Below are 15,269 nucleotides of genomic sequence, written 5' to 3'. Positions count from 1 at the left end.
GGAGCGACGATGGCCGAGCACCTCAAGACCGGTTGGCCGCAGCAGGTCGAGCGGCAGCAGGAGGTGATCGACACCGTCAGCCGGATCCTTCGCGAGGTGGAGCACGAGGGCGAGCCGGCGATCCGCCGGTGGTCGGCGCAGCTGGACGGCTGGGAGCCGCCGACTTTCGTCGTACCGGTGGAGCAGATCAAGGCTGCCGCGGAGACGGTTGACGACGAGCTCGCGGGACAGTTGGAGTTCGCGCGGAACCAGGTCGAGCGGTTCGCGCGGGCGCAGCGGGACACGTTGCAGGATCTTGAGGTCGAGACGCTGCCGGGCGTCGTACTGGGGCATCGGCATCTGCCGGTTGCCAAGGTCGGTTCGTACTCGCCGGGTGGCCGGTATCCGTTGATCGCGTCGTCGATCATGACCGTGACCGTGCCGAAGGTCGCCGGGGTCGACACGGTGGTCGCGGTCGCGCCGCCGCGGGACGGCCAGGGCATCTACGGTCCGCAGCTCTACACGATGAACCTCGCCGGGGCGGACGTCATCCTCTGCCTGGGCGGCGTACAGGCCTTTGCTGCACTCGCCTTCGGCGTCGAGGACGTCGCCCCGGTCGACCTGGTCGTCGGTGCCGGGAACGCGTACGTCGCGGAAGCGAAGCGGCAGCTGTTCGGAACCGTCGGCATCGACCTGCTCGCCGGACCGACCGAGGTCGCGGTGATCGCCGACGAGACCGCCGACCCGCGACTGGTCGCCGCCGATCTGCTCGGCCAGGCTGAGCACGGTTTCAACAGCCCGGCGTTGCTCGTCACCACCTCACATGACTTCGGTACGGCGGTGATCGCGGAGGTCGACCGCTGGTTGGCCGGCGACTGGCCGACGGTCGAGGTCGCCGGAGCCGCCTGGCGTGAGCACGGCACGGTCGTGGTCTGCGAGTCCCGCGAAGAAGCCGTCGAGGTGTCGGACGCTTATGCCCCCGAGCACCTCGAAGTCCAGACGAGCGACGACGACTGGTACGCGGCCAACCTGCGCAACTACGGCTCGCTGTTCATCGGCCCCGAGTCGACGGTCGCGTTCTCCGACAAGTCGATCGGCACGAACCACGTGCTACCCACCGGCCGCGCCGCGCGCTACACCGGCGGACTCTGGGTCGGCAAGTTCCTCAAGACCGTCACCTACCAGCGCCTAACCCCAGGAGGCGCACGCGTAATCGCGCCCTCGACCGCCGCCATCGCCGACGCCGAACTCATGTACGGCCACGCCCTCACCGCCCGCCTCCGCCTGCCCTGACCCCTGAGGCTCCTCAGAGGTATCGATCATCCGAGGTGGGGGAGGAGGTCGGCGAACTCGGCCAGGGCTCGGTCGACCATGTGGATCTCTTCGGGGTCCAGGTGGTGGGCGGGTTCGCGACAGTAGGGGGACTCGAAGAGGCCGCGGCGGACGGAGATGAGTTTCTCGGCGGCGATGATGCGTTCGGTGTCGAGCATCCAGTACGAGATGTACGGGAGCAGGCGGCGATGCAGTTCGACGCCGCCGGCCTCGTCACCGGTGGCGAAACGGCGCCAGATCTCCACGTAGACCTCGGTGAGCGAGCAACCCGGCTGAGTGCCGACCGCGCCCCGGCGGATCGCGTCGGGCAGCTGGACCCCGGCGTACCCCTCCAGGGCTGCGAGGGACGGCGTACCGGCGGCTAGCTCGGCGATCAGTGGGCCGGGCGGGCTTGACTCGACCTTCACCAGGCGGAGGTTCGGGTGGTCTTGCGCGATCGAACGCAGCAGGTCGGCGTCGAGGCTGGTGCCGGTCTCGCTCGGCGCGTACTGCAGCACCATCGGGATCGGGTCGATCGCGGTCAGCACCGTGCGCACGTGATCGGCCAGCGCGTTGCGCGACGGCGACAGGAAGTGCGGCGGCAGCAGGTTGATCAGGTCGGCCCCGGCCTCCACCGACTCCATCGCACGCAACGCCGCCAGCCGCGTCGCATGATCCTGTACGGCGACCACCGCGGCCACGTCATCGCGGTCGCGCGTGTGCGACAGCAGGATCCCGGTGAGCTTCCGCCGTTCGGCCTCGGACAGTTTGTGGAACTCCGAGGCGAACCCGGGGAACATCACGCTGGTGACGCCGGTCGACAGCACGTACCCGACGACCCGCTCGAAGCCGGCGTAGTCGACCTCACCATCAGCGGTGAACGGGACCTCGAGCACGGGGGAGACCCCGCGGACCAGGAGTGAAGCGTCGGTGGGTCGCTCGGACCCGATTGCTGTGGTGGCCATGTCGTCCTCCTTGAAGGTCACCGGGCGAGCAGCCGGGCGAGGTTGCCGCCGAACACGGCGGACTTCTGGTCGTCGGCGATCGGCCAGTCGCGGATCCGGTCGACTTCGGCGAACGGCACCGTGTACGGCGAATCGGTCGAGAACACCAACCGGCCGGCCCCTATCCCGGGCTCGGTCAGGAAACCGTTCAGCACGGTGTCCCACGGTGCGTACGACGTATCGCCGTACAGGTTGGGGGCGTGCAGCAGGGCGGGGACGGCGTCGATCCAGAAGTCGGTCGCGCCGCTCTTGCCCATCAGCACCGGCAGCTCCGGCCGGCGCCGGGCGAGGGTGGCCAGGGGGAGCGGGAGCGCGGTGGCCGGCGTACCGGTCCGGACGTAGACGAACCAGCCGGCCTCGGTGGCGAAGTCAAGCAGCGGATCGAGGAGTCCGTCGAGCAGGTCGAACCCCTGCAGGATCGAGTCGACAGCCAGCGCCACGGCTCCGGCGTCGCGGGCTCGGTCGAGTTCGTCGACGGCTGCTCGGCCGCGCCACGGGTTGGCGACCGCGTAGGCGAGCAGGCGGCCGTCCGACTGTACGGCGGCAGTGGTCGTGAGCTCGTTGCCTTCGCGGTTGTCGTAGGCGGTGCAGCGTTCGCCGGGCGCGACCATGGCGCGATCGATGCCCAGGGCATCCATCGCGGTGATCAGATCGGCCGGCTTCAACGAGACCTCGCGACCGTCTCCGATCCTGCAGTGCGCGTCGATGATCACGAGGGCACCTTCAAACCAAGGTTGCCGAGGGCGTCGGCATGGATGATCCCCTCGATGACCTCGTCCGGAACGCGCGGCAGCTTCGTTCCTTCGAGCATGTCGTTGACCGTGCGCAGGCCGGCGATCGCTTCACCGGTGTTCGCGATCGGGAAGTCCGATCCGAGCAGCAGTTTGCCGGCCGCGCCCCACTCGACGGCGTTGATCAGCGATTGGTAGAGCACCCACGGACGCAGGTAGATCGACGAGACATCGGCGTACACATGCGGGTGTTTGCGGATCGTCACGACCGTCTCGCGGCTCCACGGGTGACCCATGTGCGCCATCACGATCCGCAGCTCCGGGTACCGCAGCGCGATCTCGTCGGTGACGAGCGGATAGGTGTAGCGCAGCGGGGCTTCGCGGATCGGGGATGCGCCGGAATGGAAGAGGATCGGCAGGCCATGCGTCTGGCAGTAGTCGTAGAACGCCAGCGCATGTTCGCCGAGTGGGTCGAAGTTCTGGTAGTTCGGGCCGAGCTTCACGCCGACCAGACCTTGCTCGCGGCAACGATCGGCTTCGTCGAACGCGCCGAAAACGGTCGGGTTCACCGACATGAAACCGATCCGTTTGGACGGATTGTCCCGGACGAACTCGATCGTGTTGTCGTTGCAGCGCTCCGGCGGATACGGCAGCCCGGTCGCGGCCACCGGGTCGTCGACGGCGATGTTGAACACGATCGACACGTCGGCCGCCGCCATCGCCTCGTCGTACTCGGCCCAGGTGTTGGTGGTCACCACCGGCCGGTCGTTGCGCCAGTTCGTATACACCTGGCGCTCGTCGTCCGGGACCGCGTCGCGGTGGGTCGGAGTGTGCGCGTGGACATCGACGATCATCGGAACTCCCGCAACAGGTCGGCTCGCAAGGTCACTCCCAGGCCGGGTTCACCGCTCAACCGGACCAGCCGGCCGTCACTGTCGAGCGGTTTCTCCAACACGTCTTCGGTGTAGTAGTGGGCGCCGATGATGTCGCTCGGGTACGCCGACAGCCGGGGCAACGCGGCCGCGACGTGCAGCTGGGCCGCGGCGCCGATCCCCAGTTCGCCGTTCGAGCCGATCAGTACGTCGAGCCCGTGCGCGGTCGCGAGTTGACCCATCTGTACGGCGCGACCGGGGCCGGCGGACTTGCCGACGTACAGGCTGATGACGTCGGCGGCGCGAGCCTCGATCACGTCGACGAGGTCGTGGAGGCCGAAGACCGACTCGTCGGCGATGACCGGGAGACCTAGTTGTCGTAGCTCGTGGAGACCTCGCAGGTCGCGGGGCTCCAGCGGTTGCTCGACGAAGTCGACGTTCAGGGCGGCGAGTTCGGGGATGAGGCGGGTGGCGTCGGCGCGTGACCAGCCGCCGTTCGCGTCTGTGCCGAGGAACGCGTCGCCGACGAGTTGGCGGGCCTGGCGTACCCGCTGCAGGTCGTTGCCGACGCCAACCTTCACCTTGAAGGCGCCGAACCCTGCTGTGGTCGCGGCTTGGTACGCCCGTTCGAGGTGTTCGCCGTCGCCGGACAGCGAGAGCTTGATCGGGATCTCGGTGCGGTAGGCGCCGCCGAGTGCAACGGCCAGCGGTACGCCGAGGGTGCGTGCGAACGCGTCCCACAACGCAATCGAGACGCCGGCCTTGGTGAACGGGTTGCCGTGCAGGACCTTGTCCATCAGGTCGTCGGCTGCGCCTACCGGGGTGAGTGGTGTGCCGATCAGGGCCGGGGCGAGCACAGTCCGGATGAAGTGGTCGGCGGAGGTACCGTCCTCACCTGACCACAGTGGGGTGGCGCTGACTTCGCCGTACCCCTCGATGCCGTCGCTGGTGATGACGCGGACGAGCAGGAAGTCTGAGCGGTCGTGCGCGCCTCGGGCACCGCGGACCAGTAGCTCAGGATCGGCTTCCAGGCTGATCTTTGCGGTTTGGATCGCTGCGATCATGGCTTTTCCAGGAGGCGGCGGGGGTTGTCGATGAGCATGGCTTGGCGTTGGGCGTCGGTGATGCCCCAGCCGTCGATCTCCTTGACCCGGGCGACCGCGTAGTCCTGGCTGGCTTTGTCGGACAGGCCGGCGTCGGTGCCGAAGAGGACCTTGTGCGGCGGGGCTTCGGCGAGGATGCGACGGGCGGCGTACGGCGGGGTTCCGCACAGGCAGAGGTAGAGGTTCTCGGTCTCCTGGGTCATTGCGAGCGATTCGCGCCAGAGGTCGTGCAGGCCGCCGTGACCGAGGACGACGCGCAGCTTCGGGTGCCGGCGGGCGAGGGCGGCGATCTGACCGGCGGTCGAGTACGGCGGGGTGCCGTCGTGGCTGAGGAGAACGCCGCCGACCGAGGTGATCACCTCGCAGATCGGATCCAGCACGCGTTCATGCATGCTGAAACCCTGTAGCCAGGGGTGCAGTTTGAGCCCGCGCAGGCCTAGCTCGCCGACCATCCGCTCGGCTTCCTGTACGGCGGTCTTGCGGCGGACGGCGACGGTTCCGAAGCCGGTCAGGCGGTTCGGGTACTTGTGGACGAACTCGGCGAGCGCGTCGTTCGACTCCGGGGTTGGGTCGAACAAGCCGTCGTGGCTGAGGACGACCGCTTGCTCGATACCGGCGGAGTCCATGAACGCGACGAACTCGTCCGCGCCGAAGGCAGCACCGCCCAGCCAGGTCGACGTTTCCCACGCCGGTGTGTGGGTGTGGAAGTCGATCACAGCGCCTCCGCAAGTTCGAGAATGCGATCACCGAGGGCGGTCGCGAGTTGATCGAACCAGGCGCGGCCGGTCTCGGCATCGGCGCGCTCCGGGTGGTCGGTATAGCCGTCGATCCGCCGCCAACTCTCGGCGGTGTGCAGCTGTACGTCGTCGATTGCAGGAGTGCTCGGGGGATCGGGGCGCGGGTGGCGTTCTGCGACCAGGCCTTCGTCCTGGGCCAGCATGAGCGCGGTCTCGAAGGTGCCGGCGTGACCGGGGAGCGGGGTGTCGCCGGTGTCCCGGGCTAGGCGCCAATAGTCGACGTGCGCGACATTGACGTCGTACCGGCTGGCCGCCGCTGCGGCGGCTGCGTGACAGACGCCGATGTTGCCGCCGTGGCCGTTGACCAGGAGCAGTCTGCGGCCGCCTGATGCGGCGAGCGAGCGGGTGAGGTCTCGCAGCACGGCGAGGAGGGTTTCTGGGGTGAGTGACAGCGTGCCGCCGAACGGCAGGTGGTGGTCGGAGGCGCCGTACGGGAGGGCTGGTGCGAGGACGAGTGGGCGTTGGGCGCGGTCGTGGATGAGGTTGGCGGCCTGGTGGGTGACGGCTTCGGCGAGCATCCAGTCGGTGCCGGTCGCGAGGTGCGGGCCGTGTTGTTCGGTGGCGCCGATCGGGAGAATGACGATTGCCTCAGGCAACAGCTCGTTCAGCTCGGAGCGGTTGGTGCGGTGCCAGTGTTTGAGGGTCATGTGGTTTTCCCTGCGATCAGCTGGGCGGTGTGGAGCGCGGCGAGCCCGTCGTCGAGCGACGGTTCGGCTGCGCGGGTTCCGTTGTAGAGGGCAACAAACCGGTCGAGCTGCCGGTCGAAGCAGCGCGTCATCCGGTCGCCGGGGAAGCGGACCACCTTCTCGCCCTCCGCTGTCGTCAACGTGAGGTCGAAGCCGAACCCGTCCAGTACGGCGAGCCCGCGGTCACCGAGGACGGTCAGTTCGCACCGGGGGAGTGCGCCGGTGAACCACCCGAACTCGACCAGGGCCTGGTGGCCGCCCGGGTAGGCCAGCCGGGCGCCTGTGAGGTTCGGCGCGGGGAGGCCGGGGCGGGTGTGCACCGCCCAAGCGTCCTCAACGGTCGGTTGGCCGTTGAGCAGGTAAGTCAGCCAGTCGAACACATGCGCGCCCTCGTGGACCACCGGCGGGCCGTGTTCGAGCGTGGCGGTGATGCGCGCGGTGTGCTCGGTGTCGTCCGGGCGGAACGCTTCGTCGTAGATGTGCGCGCGAACCAGCACGGTCTCACCCAGCGTCCCATCCACGATCCAGGTCGCGAGCTGCCCGATCGCCGGATCATGCCGGTACGTGAGCCCCACCTGCACCCGCCCCCGCTCGTCCGCGCTGAGCTCCCCATAAACCCCCGCAGCGTCAACCGAAGTAGCCACCGGCTTCTCCGCCAGCACGAACAACCCCGCCCGCACGCAATCGATGGTCAGCTGAGGGGTAATCCACGGGGGAGTGGCGAGCACCACCCCATCAACCGCAAGGGGGCCGGCCTCCGCGCCTCGCGCCCCACCCAGCGCCCCGCCCCGGGATCCAGCTTCGGGGCCCTCGATCCATTCCCCTCCCACAACCGCGCTCGGGTTGAAATCGGCGGTGGCTGGGATCCCCAACCCCGCGACTGCTGCTCGGCGGGTGGGGTTCGGATCTATCAACTGGACGAGTTCTATTGCGGGGTGTTTTTGGAGGGCAGGTAGGTGTGCGGAGAGACCGATGTCTCCGAGTCCCACGAGCGCCACCCGCATCGCTTCATCCTTCGAAATCTCGTAGATAGTTTCTGAGTTCTGAAGTTTAATGGGTTAAGCCGCCGTCCGGCAATGTCGGCGCGCGACTTCGCGTAGACCAGTCAGGTGGTGATCCAGTACCGGCGGGTGGTTCCCAGCCAGGTCTCGCGGACGTCTTCCAGGACACCGCCGTTGCGTTCGATCGTCTTGGCCGACGCGAGGTTGGCGTCGTCGCAGCTCACCATGACGCGCTCCAGACCACGCTCCCGCGCGTGCTTCACGACCTCGCCGAGCGCCCACCCCGCGAGCCCGCGACCCCGAGCCGACGGGCGAACGCCGTACCCGACGTGTCCACCGCCCTCGAGCAGCTTGTCGGTCAGGCTGTGCCGCAACGTGATCGCGCCGAGGTACTCACCGTCCTCGACGATCCACCAGTGCGTCGCGTGCACGAATCCCGGCTTCATCGGCGTACTCGGGTCGCTCCGCGCCCACAGGTGCTTGACCCAGGCGGCGAACCCCTCGGCGCTGTGGACGTCGAACTCCTGGTAGTTCCCGGATCCGTCCTGCGTGGCGGTTCCCCACTCGGCGAGCGACTCCAGCCAGGACTGCTGCAGCGCCGCGTCCGGCGCGATCAACTCAGGCATGGCTCGAGGTTAGGTCCACCGGTTGAGACGCGCCACGGGCTTGTTGACGAATGTCTACTTAGTCAGTCGACAATAGGACTATGACTCGCGAGTTGATCCTGGTGCAGCGCCGCCACATCGACCTGCTGCGCGTCGCCTCCCAGGCGTGTTGATTCCAGCGGCCGGCCTCACCCCACCCCATCCGGAATCCCCTGGGAAACAAGGAGTTTCAGACCCATGTCAACCTCATCGCTTCGCCCTGCCCTGTCCGAAATCACCCCGTCCACCCCGCAGGAGTGGATCCAGCGGGCCGCCGAAGTGGCCGCGATTCTCGCCGTCGACGCGGCGGAACGCGATCGCGCCGGCGCCACGCCGTACGACGAAGTTCAGTTGCTCAAGGACTCCGGTCTCGTCACGCTGCTCGGCCCGGCCGAACATGGTGGCGGCGGTCAGACGTGGCCGACGGCGTACCAGGTCATCCGGACGGTCGCGACGGCCGACGGGTCGATCGGTCAGCTGCTCGGGTACCACCTGCTCTGGTTCTGGGCCGCGCGGCTGGTCGGGACCAAGGAACAGATCGCCGCGGTCGAGGAGCAGGCCACGACGGCCAAGTGGTTCTTCGGTGGAGCAGTGAACCCACGAGACGCGGATGTGGTCGTCACCGACGAAGGCGACACCATCAGCTTCAGTGGCCGGAAGAGCTTCTCGACCGGTAGCAAGGTCTCCGATGTGACGGTGCTCGAAGGCACGCTGCTCGACAGTGGCAACCATGTCTTCGTCATCGTGCCGTCCGATATCGAAGGCCTGACGTTCCACGACGACTGGGACAACATCGGCCAACGGCTGACCGAGAGCGGCAGCGTCAGCCTCAACCACGTCCGCGTCGGCTGGGACCAGGCGGCCGGGTTCGTCGGCAAGACCTTCCAGCCACGCGTCTATAACACGCTGAACGTCCCGACCATCCAACTGGTCTTCGTGAACTTCTACCTCGGCATCGCCCGCGGCGCGCTCGAGACCGCGATCACCTACACCCGCGAGAAGAGCCGCTCCTGGCTGCACGGCGGTCATGCGTCCGCGGTCGACGAACCCGCCGTCATCGACGCGTACGGCGACCTGCAGTCGAAACTGTGGGCTGTCGAAGCGCTGGCCGACGCGGTCGCGCTAGAAGGTCAGATCATCCACGAAAACGCCTGGGAGGTGACTGAGCAGCAGCGTGGTGAGCACGAGGTGCGGGTGGCTGCGGTCAAGGCGCGCGCCACCGAAGTCGCGCTGGAAGTGACCAGCCGGATCTTCGAGGTCACCGGCGCACGGTCGACCGCCACGATCGAAGGACTCGACCGGTTCTGGCGGAACGTCCGGACCCACACCTTGCATGACCCAGTGGCGTACAAGCGGCGCGAAGTCGGCCGGCACCTGCTCGTCGGCGAACTGCCCGAGCCGACCTGGTACAGCTGATGTCGACCGAACGCGTCGCGGACGAGGTCAAGTTCGCCTACTGGGTTCCCAACGTCAGCGGTGGGCTCGTCACCAGTGACATCGAGCAACGGACGAGCTGGGACTTCGAGTACAACAAGAAGCTGGCTCAGACGGCCGAGCGGGTCGGGTTCGAGTACGCGCTCAGCCAAGTGCGCTACACGGCGAGCTACGGTGCCGAGTTCCAGCACGAATCGACGAGTTTCAGTCTGGCGCTGCTGCTGGCGACCGAGCGGCTGAAGGTCATTGCCGCGGTTCATCCCGGGCTGTGGCAGCCCGGCGTACTGGCGAAGTTCGGTGCCACCGCGGACCACCTTTCAGGTGGGCGGTTCGCGGTGAACGTGGTCAGCGGGTGGTTCAAGGGCGAGTTCACCGCGTTGGGTGAACCGTGGCTGGAACACGACGAGCGGTATCGGCGGTCGGCCGAGTTCCTGCAGGTACTGCGCAAGTTGTGGACCGAGGACAACGTGGAGTTCGCCGGTGACTTCTACCGGATCCGCGACTTCACGCTGAAGCCGAAACCAGGCGTCGTACCGGAGCTGTTCCAGGGCGGCAACTCGACCGCGGCTCGCGACAACGCGGGGAAGCACTCCGACTGGTACTTCTCGAACGGCAAGGACTTCGACGGCGTCACCGAACAACTCCTCGACGTACGGCGAAGTGCGGCCGACGTCGGCGGTCGCGAGGTGCGGTTCGGGCTGAACGGGTTCATCATCGCCCGGGACACCGAGAAGGAAGCCCGGGACGTCCTGCGCGAGATCGTTGCCAAGGCCAACAAACCTGCCGTCGAAGGGTTCCGGGACGCCGTGACCCAGGCCGGCCGGTCAGCGCCGGATGGCAAGGGCATGTGGGCGGACTCGTCGTTCGAGGACCTGGTCCAGTACAACGACGGCTTCCGGTCGCAGCTGATCGGTACGCCGGAACAGATCGCCGAACGCATCGTCGCCTACCGGCGCCGCGGGGTCGACCTGATCCTCGGCGGCTTCCTGCACTTCCAGGAGGAGATCGAGTACTTCGGGGCTCGCGTCCTCCCCTTGGTCCGCGAACTGGAAGCCGCCGAGCGCAACGCAGAACTGGAACTCGCGGCGGTCTGACGACCCGCGGTACGGCCGGACGACGTTGCCGCCCACAGTCGCCAGCGGCGGCGTCGTACCGGTCCCAGGAACGGGTTCGGCCGGGGTCACCAGGCCCGGCCGCACCCTTGCCGATCGGCCCACCGACCGATCGGCGCACCACATGACGAGAGGGTCCAGCCCGGGGCGGGGTGGACCCTCTCGTTACGGTGCTAAGCGGCGATCAGGCGCCGGCGCCTTCCTGCTTCACGCCGGCGACCGCGGTCGGGTCGTCGATCCGGTACTTGCGGGCCGCCTCGGCCGCGACCTCCGGCTTGACGTCACCGCGCTTGGCGAGGATCTGCAGGGCTGCGACGACGACCGACTCGGCGTCGACCTGGAAGTGCCGCCGGGCCGCGGCCCGGGTGTCGGCCAGGCCCCAGCCGTCGGTACCGAGCGAGGTGTAGTCGTTCGGCACCCAGCGGGAGATCTGGTCCTGTACGGCGCGCATGAAGTCGCTGACCGCGACGACCGGACCCTTGGTGTCCTTGAGCTGCTCGGTGATGAACGGCACCTGCTCCGGCTCGTCCGGGTGCAGCAGGTTGTGCTCCTCGGCCGCGATCGCGTCCCGGCGCAGCTCGTTCCACGAGGTCACCGACCAGATGTCGGCGGCCACCGAGTACTCCTCGGCGAGAATCTGCTGGGCCTTGCGGATCCACGGCAGCGCGACACCCGAGCCGAGCAGCTGGATGCGCGGTACGTCGTCACCCGCGGCGGTCTGGTACTCCTCGAAGCGGTACATGCCCTTGAGCAGCGCCGCGACGTCCAGATCCTTGGGCTCGGCCGGCTGCGCGACCGGCTCGTTGTAGACGGTGAGGTAGTAGAAGATGTCCTCGCCGTACGGCTTGTCCTTGTCCAGCCCGTAGCCGTACATCCGGCGCAGGCCGTCCTTGACGATGTGCGCGACCTCGTAGGCGAACGCGGGGTCGTAGTGCACGGCCGCCGGGTTCGACGAGGCGAGCAGCGGCGAGTGACCGTCCGCGTGCTGCAGACCCTCACCCGTCAGCGTCGTCCGGCCGGCGGTGGCGCCGACCACGAAACCGCGGCCGAGCTGGTCGCCGAGCGCCCAGAGCGAGTCACCGGTCCGCTGGAAGCCGAACATCGAGTAGAAGATGTAGAACGGGATCATCGGCTCGCCGTGCGTGGCATACGCCGTACCGGCCGCGATCATCGAACCCATCGCACCGGCCTCGCTGATGCCCTCGTGCAGCAGCTGACCGGCCGAGGCCTCCTTGTAGGCCAGCAACAGGTTGCGGTCGACGGCCTCGTAGGTCTGCCCGTGCGGGTTGTAGATCTTGGCCGTCGGGAACATCGAGTCCATCCCGAACGTGCGGTACTCGTCGGGCGCGATCGGGACGATCCGGTGCCCGATCTCCGGGTCCTTCATCAGGTCCCGGAAGAGCCGGACGAGCGCCATCGTGGTCGCCACCGGGGTCTTCTCGTTGCCCTTGCTGAGCGGCTTGTACACCGCGTCACCAGGCAGCTTCAGCGTCTTCGGCTGCACCCGCCGCTCGGGCAGGAAGCCGCCGAGCTGGGACCGCCGCTCCATCATGTACTGGTACTCCGGCGAGTCCTTGCCGGGGTGGAAGTACGGCGGGTTGTAGGCGTCCTCGAGGTCCTTGTCCTCGATCGGCAGGTAGAGCCGGTCGCGGAAGGTCTTCAGGTCGTCCGAGGTCAGCTTCTTCATCTGGTGGGTCGCGTTGCGGCCCTCCAGCGCCTCGATCGTCCAGCCCTTGACGGTCTGGGCCAGGATCACGGTCGGCTGGCCGACGTGCTCCTTGGCGCTCTTGAAGGCTGCGTAGACCTTGCGGTAGTCGTGCCCACCGCGGGGCAGCTTGCGCAGGTCGTCGTCGGACAGGTTCTTGACCATCTGCTTCAGCCGCTGGTCGCCGCCGAAGAAGTTGTTCCGGATGTAGTCCCCGGACTCGACCGAGTAGGTCTGGAACTGGCCGTCCGGCGTGGTGTTCATCTTGTTCACCAGCGCGCCGTCGTGGTCCTGCGCGAGCAGCGCATCCCACTCGCGGCCCCAGACCACCTTGATGACATTCCAGCCCGCACCGCGGAAGAACGCCTCCAGCTCCTGGATGACCTTGCCGTTTCCACGGACCGGACCGTCCAGCTGCTGCAGGTTGCAGTTGATCACGAAGGTGAGGTTGTCGAGCTCCTCGCGGGCGGCCAGGCCGATCGCGCCGAGCGACTCCGGCTCGCCCATCTCGCCGTCACCCAGGAACGTCCAGACGTGCTGGTCGCTGGTGTCCTTGATGCCGCGGTGGTGCATGTACCGGTTGAAGCGCGCCTGGTAGATCGAGTCCAGGGCGGCCAGACCCATCGAGACGGTCGGGTACTCCCAGAAGTCCGGCATCAGGCGGGGGTGCGGGTACGACGACAGACCCTTGTGCGGGCCGCGCGACACCTCCTGCCGGAATCCGTCGAGCTGGTCGGCGGTGAGCCGGCCCTCGAGGAACGCGCGGGCGTACATACCGGGGGAGGCGTGCCCCTGGATGAAGACCTGGTCACCGCCGCCCGGGTGGTCCTTGCCGCGGAAGAAGTGGTTGAAACCGACCTCGTACAGGCTGGCCGCGGACTGGTAGGTGGCGATGTGACCGCCTACCTCGAGCCCCTTGCGGTTCGCCTTGCTCACCATCACCGCGGCGTTCCACCGGATGAAGGCCCGGATCCGGCGCTCGATGTGCTCGTCGCCGGGGAACCACGGCTCACGCTCGGGCGGGATCGAGTTGATGTAGTCGGTGCTCCGCAGGGCGGGCACTCCGACCTGTCGCTCCCGGGCTCGCTCGATCAGCTTGAGCATCAGGTAGCGCGCTCGCGCCTTGCCGCGTTCGTCCAGCACGGCGTCGAGCGACTCGACCCACTCACGTGTCTCGTCGGGGTCGATGTCGGGGAGCTGGGTGGGCATCCCCTCGGTGATGATGGCTGGTGGTTCGTGTCCGGAAGCCACGGTGTCCTGCCGTTCTCTCTGGTTGTCTTCACCGCAATCCTGTCACCTGTTCGGAATGCGTTCTACTTCGGTCTCCTCTCGCGCGAGAATACGGTTGCCGGAGCGTGATCTGAGCGGACACGGACAGTACCCGCCGCGCGGATACCGGACACGTCACGGATACCTCGTGCATACTTGCGCGACGCGGTAGGTCACGATGGACTACTGCTACTGACGCATACCCCCGCTCCGACGGGGATCACCGAGGAGGACACGTGAGCGCGACCGCGGACCACGCGGACGGTAAGGAGCAGCCGAACATGGCGGCCCGGCTCGGCCTGGAGGCCGGCTGGATCGTGCAGGAGATCGGCTACGACGACGACTGCGACGACGACCTGCGGGATGCGATCCGGGCAGTCACCGGTGAAGAGTTCGTGGACGAGGACACCGATGAGGTGGTCGACGTCGTCCTGCTCTGGTTCCGCGAGGAGGACGGCGACCTGGTCGACGCCTTCTTCGAGATCCTCACCGACCTGAAGGCGGGCGGAGTCGTCTGGCTGATGACGCCCAAGGTCGGCCGGGACGGGTACGTCGAGGGCAGCGAGATCGCCGAGGCCGCTCCGACCGCCGGGCTGTCCACCACGAGCACGCTGAGCGTCACCGACGACTGGTCGGCGACCAAACTGGTGGTTCCGAAGTCGGGTCGCCGGGGCTGAGGTGACGGCTGCTGTCGGCACCCGGGCCCCCGACTTCAGCACCCGCGACCAGCACGGCGCGGAGATCCGGCTCGACCAGTACGCCGGGCGTCCCGTCGTACTGGTCTTCTATCCGTACGCCTTCAGCGGGGTCTGCACGAGTGAGCTGACGGCGCTACGGGACCGCCCGGACCTGCTGGCGGCCGCCGATTTCCTGGCGATCTCCTGCGACCCGATGTTCACCCTGCGGGCCTACTCCGATGCCGAGCGGCTCGGCTTCAGCCTGCTCACCGACTTCTGGCCGCACGGCGCCATCGCCTCGTCGTACGGCGCCTTCGACCCCGACCGAGGCTGCGCCCGCCGAGCCACCTTCGTGATCGACGGTTCCGGAGTGATCCGCTGGTCGGTCGTCAACGCGATGCCGGAAGCACGAAATCCGGACGACTATGCCGAGGCCCTGGCAGGTCTGAGGTCCTGACAGTGATACGGTTTGCCGTCGCAAGGGCTGTTAGCTCAGTTGGTTAGAGCACCTCGTTTACACCGAGGGGGTCGGGGGTTCGAGTCCCTCACAGCCCACGAAGTCGATGGGCGAGGTGTGTTCGCGCAAAGCGCGAACGCCTCGCCTTCGTCGTGTTGTGCGGCTGCGCTTCGCTTGCCACGGGCGGGGGCTTCGCCACCCGCACCCCCTCGGCCTCGCTTCGCGTCGGCCTGGCGGGCGGCTGGGCGCCGCGTTTCGGTGCCCCCGTCGTGTGTGTTCACGGTTTGGTGTCGGGGGCGTATCTGATGTCTTCGCCACTCGTTGTGTTCGGTGTCGGCGGGTCGTGGAATTCTTAACTCTTTGCTGCTGGAACGGGCTGCTGCTGGGGCCGGGACGGCTGGTAGGGTTCACGGCTGTCGGTCGGCACGATGACGCACCGGGGCTGCCTGGTGACGGTATCGGTCCGGCTGTCCGAAATACGGGGCTT

The 15,269-nt window shown here is 67.7% G+C and carries 15 protein-coding genes and 1 tRNA gene; 7 read left to right on the top strand and 9 right to left on the bottom strand.

Annotation, left to right across the window (positions count from 1 at the left end):
• Nucleotides 1–9 precede the first annotated feature (9 nt).
• Nucleotides 10–1,272 (top strand): histidinol dehydrogenase, encoded by a 1,263-nt coding sequence (gene hisD / locus ABD231_RS17180; protein WP_344152225.1) that lies wholly within the window; start codon nucleotides 10–12, stop codon nucleotides 1,270–1,272.
• Nucleotides 1,273–1,298: 26 nt separating this feature from the next.
• Here hisD and ABD231_RS17175 read toward each other — a convergent pair whose 3' ends face one another.
• The 8 genes from ABD231_RS17175 to ABD231_RS17140 form a co-directional block, all read right to left on the bottom strand.
• Nucleotides 1,299–2,255 (bottom strand): dihydrodipicolinate synthase family protein, encoded by a 957-nt coding sequence (locus ABD231_RS17175; protein ID WP_344152222.1) that lies wholly within the window; start codon nucleotides 2,253–2,255, stop codon nucleotides 1,299–1,301.
• A gap of 17 nt (nucleotides 2,256–2,272) precedes the next feature.
• Nucleotides 2,273–3,007 (bottom strand): amidohydrolase family protein, encoded by a 735-nt coding sequence (locus ABD231_RS17170; RefSeq protein WP_344152220.1) that lies wholly within the window; start codon nucleotides 3,005–3,007, stop codon nucleotides 2,273–2,275.
• Entirely contained in the window at nucleotides 3,004–3,879 is an 876-nt protein-coding gene (locus ABD231_RS17165; protein WP_344152217.1) for an amidohydrolase family protein, read from the bottom strand. The genes ABD231_RS17170 and ABD231_RS17165 overlap by 4 nt, the downstream gene beginning before the upstream one ends.
• Complete coding sequence (locus ABD231_RS17160) at nucleotides 3,876–4,961, bottom strand: mandelate racemase/muconate lactonizing enzyme family protein (protein ID WP_344152214.1); 1,086 nt, start codon at nucleotides 4,959–4,961, stop codon at nucleotides 3,876–3,878. The genes ABD231_RS17165 and ABD231_RS17160 overlap by 4 nt, the downstream gene beginning before the upstream one ends.
• On the bottom strand, nucleotides 4,958–5,716 hold the full coding sequence (locus tag ABD231_RS17155) for an amidohydrolase family protein (RefSeq protein ID WP_344152211.1): 759 nt from the start codon (nucleotides 5,714–5,716) through the stop codon (nucleotides 4,958–4,960). The genes ABD231_RS17160 and ABD231_RS17155 overlap by 4 nt, the downstream gene beginning before the upstream one ends.
• The gene (locus ABD231_RS17150; RefSeq protein ID WP_344152208.1) at nucleotides 5,713–6,444 is read right to left on the bottom strand and encodes a creatininase family protein; all 732 of its coding nucleotides are present in this window, start codon (nucleotides 6,442–6,444) and stop codon (nucleotides 5,713–5,715) included. The genes ABD231_RS17155 and ABD231_RS17150 overlap by 4 nt, the downstream gene beginning before the upstream one ends.
• Nucleotides 6,441–7,487, bottom strand: coding sequence for a Gfo/Idh/MocA family protein (locus tag ABD231_RS17145; protein WP_344152205.1), 1,047 nt, complete (start codon nucleotides 7,485–7,487; stop codon nucleotides 6,441–6,443). Before ABD231_RS17145 ends, ABD231_RS17150 begins: the two co-directional genes overlap by 4 nt.
• Before the next feature lie 101 nt (nucleotides 7,488–7,588).
• A complete protein-coding gene (locus ABD231_RS17140; RefSeq protein WP_344152202.1) occupies nucleotides 7,589–8,110 on the bottom strand; it encodes a GNAT family N-acetyltransferase in 522 nt (173 codons plus the stop codon).
• An 80-nt stretch (nucleotides 8,111–8,190) separates the two neighbouring features.
• Here ABD231_RS17140 and ABD231_RS42170 point away from each other — a divergent pair, with 80 nt between their 5' ends.
• The 3 genes from ABD231_RS42170 (at nucleotide 8,191) to sfnG (ending at nucleotide 10,656) form a co-directional block, all read left to right on the top strand.
• Entirely contained in the window at nucleotides 8,191–8,262 is a 72-nt protein-coding gene (locus ABD231_RS42170) for a putative leader peptide (RefSeq protein ID WP_355465572.1), read from the top strand.
• Between the two features lie 64 nt (nucleotides 8,263–8,326).
• The gene (locus tag ABD231_RS17135; protein ID WP_344152199.1) at nucleotides 8,327–9,544 is read left to right on the top strand and encodes an acyl-CoA dehydrogenase family protein; all 1,218 of its coding nucleotides are present in this window, start codon (nucleotides 8,327–8,329) and stop codon (nucleotides 9,542–9,544) included.
• Nucleotides 9,544–10,656: a dimethylsulfone monooxygenase SfnG gene (gene sfnG / locus ABD231_RS17130; RefSeq protein WP_344152196.1), complete on the top strand. Its 1,113-nt coding sequence runs from the start codon at nucleotides 9,544–9,546 to the stop codon at nucleotides 10,654–10,656. The genes ABD231_RS17135 and sfnG overlap by 1 nt, the downstream gene beginning before the upstream one ends.
• 202 nt (nucleotides 10,657–10,858) lie before the next feature.
• Here sfnG and aceE read toward each other — a convergent pair whose 3' ends face one another.
• Entirely contained in the window at nucleotides 10,859–13,630 is a 2,772-nt protein-coding gene (aceE, locus tag ABD231_RS17125) for a pyruvate dehydrogenase (acetyl-transferring), homodimeric type (RefSeq protein ID WP_425554185.1), read from the bottom strand.
• Nucleotides 13,631–13,884: 254 nt separating this feature from the next.
• Here aceE and ABD231_RS17120 point away from each other — a divergent pair, with 254 nt between their 5' ends.
• From ABD231_RS17120 to ABD231_RS17110, 3 genes are all read left to right on the top strand, one after another.
• A complete protein-coding gene (locus ABD231_RS17120) occupies nucleotides 13,885–14,325 on the top strand; it encodes a DUF3052 domain-containing protein (RefSeq protein WP_344152193.1) in 441 nt (146 codons plus the stop codon).
• Between the two features lies 1 nt (nucleotide 14,326).
• Nucleotides 14,327–14,782 carry a peroxiredoxin gene (locus ABD231_RS17115; protein WP_344152190.1) on the top strand — a complete coding sequence of 152 codons (456 nt, stop codon included), beginning with the start codon at nucleotides 14,327–14,329 and terminating at the stop codon, nucleotides 14,780–14,782.
• Nucleotides 14,783–14,806: 24 nt separating this feature from the next.
• Nucleotides 14,807–14,880, top strand: a tRNA-Val gene (locus ABD231_RS17110).
• The last annotated feature ends 389 nt before the right edge of the window (nucleotides 14,881–15,269 follow it).

The organism is Kribbella yunnanensis, from assembly GCF_039529655.1.
Taxonomy (GTDB): domain Bacteria; phylum Actinomycetota; class Actinomycetes; order Propionibacteriales; family Kribbellaceae; genus Kribbella; species Kribbella yunnanensis.
Note: the sequence above shows the minus strand (reverse complement) of the source record. Positions and strands in the feature narration are given on the sequence as shown.

Bases quoted from the DNA above. Each gene is read 5' to 3' on its own strand.
- sfnG (WP_344152196.1), top strand. From the start codon at position 9,544: ATGTCGACCGAACGCGTCGCGGACGAGGTCAAGTTCGCCTACTGGGTT.
- ABD231_RS17160 (WP_344152214.1), bottom strand. From the start codon at position 4,961: ATGATCGCAGCGATCCAAACCGCAAAGATCAGCCTGGAAGCCGATCCT.
- ABD231_RS17175 (WP_344152222.1), bottom strand. From the start codon at position 2,255: ATGGCCACCACAGCAATCGGGTCCGAGCGACCCACCGACGCTTCACTC.
- ABD231_RS17150 (WP_344152208.1), bottom strand. From the start codon at position 6,444: ATGACCCTCAAACACTGGCACCGCACCAACCGCTCCGAGCTGAACGAG.
- ABD231_RS17165 (WP_344152217.1), bottom strand. From the start codon at position 3,879: ATGATCGTCGATGTCCACGCGCACACTCCGACCCACCGCGACGCGGTC.
- ABD231_RS17140 (WP_344152202.1), bottom strand. From the start codon at position 8,110: ATGCCTGAGTTGATCGCGCCGGACGCGGCGCTGCAGCAGTCCTGGCTG.
- ABD231_RS17135 (WP_344152199.1), top strand. From the start codon at position 8,327: ATGTCAACCTCATCGCTTCGCCCTGCCCTGTCCGAAATCACCCCGTCC.
- hisD (WP_344152225.1), top strand. From the start codon at position 10: ATGGCCGAGCACCTCAAGACCGGTTGGCCGCAGCAGGTCGAGCGGCAG.
- ABD231_RS17145 (WP_344152205.1), bottom strand. From the start codon at position 7,487: ATGCGGGTGGCGCTCGTGGGACTCGGAGACATCGGTCTCTCCGCACAC.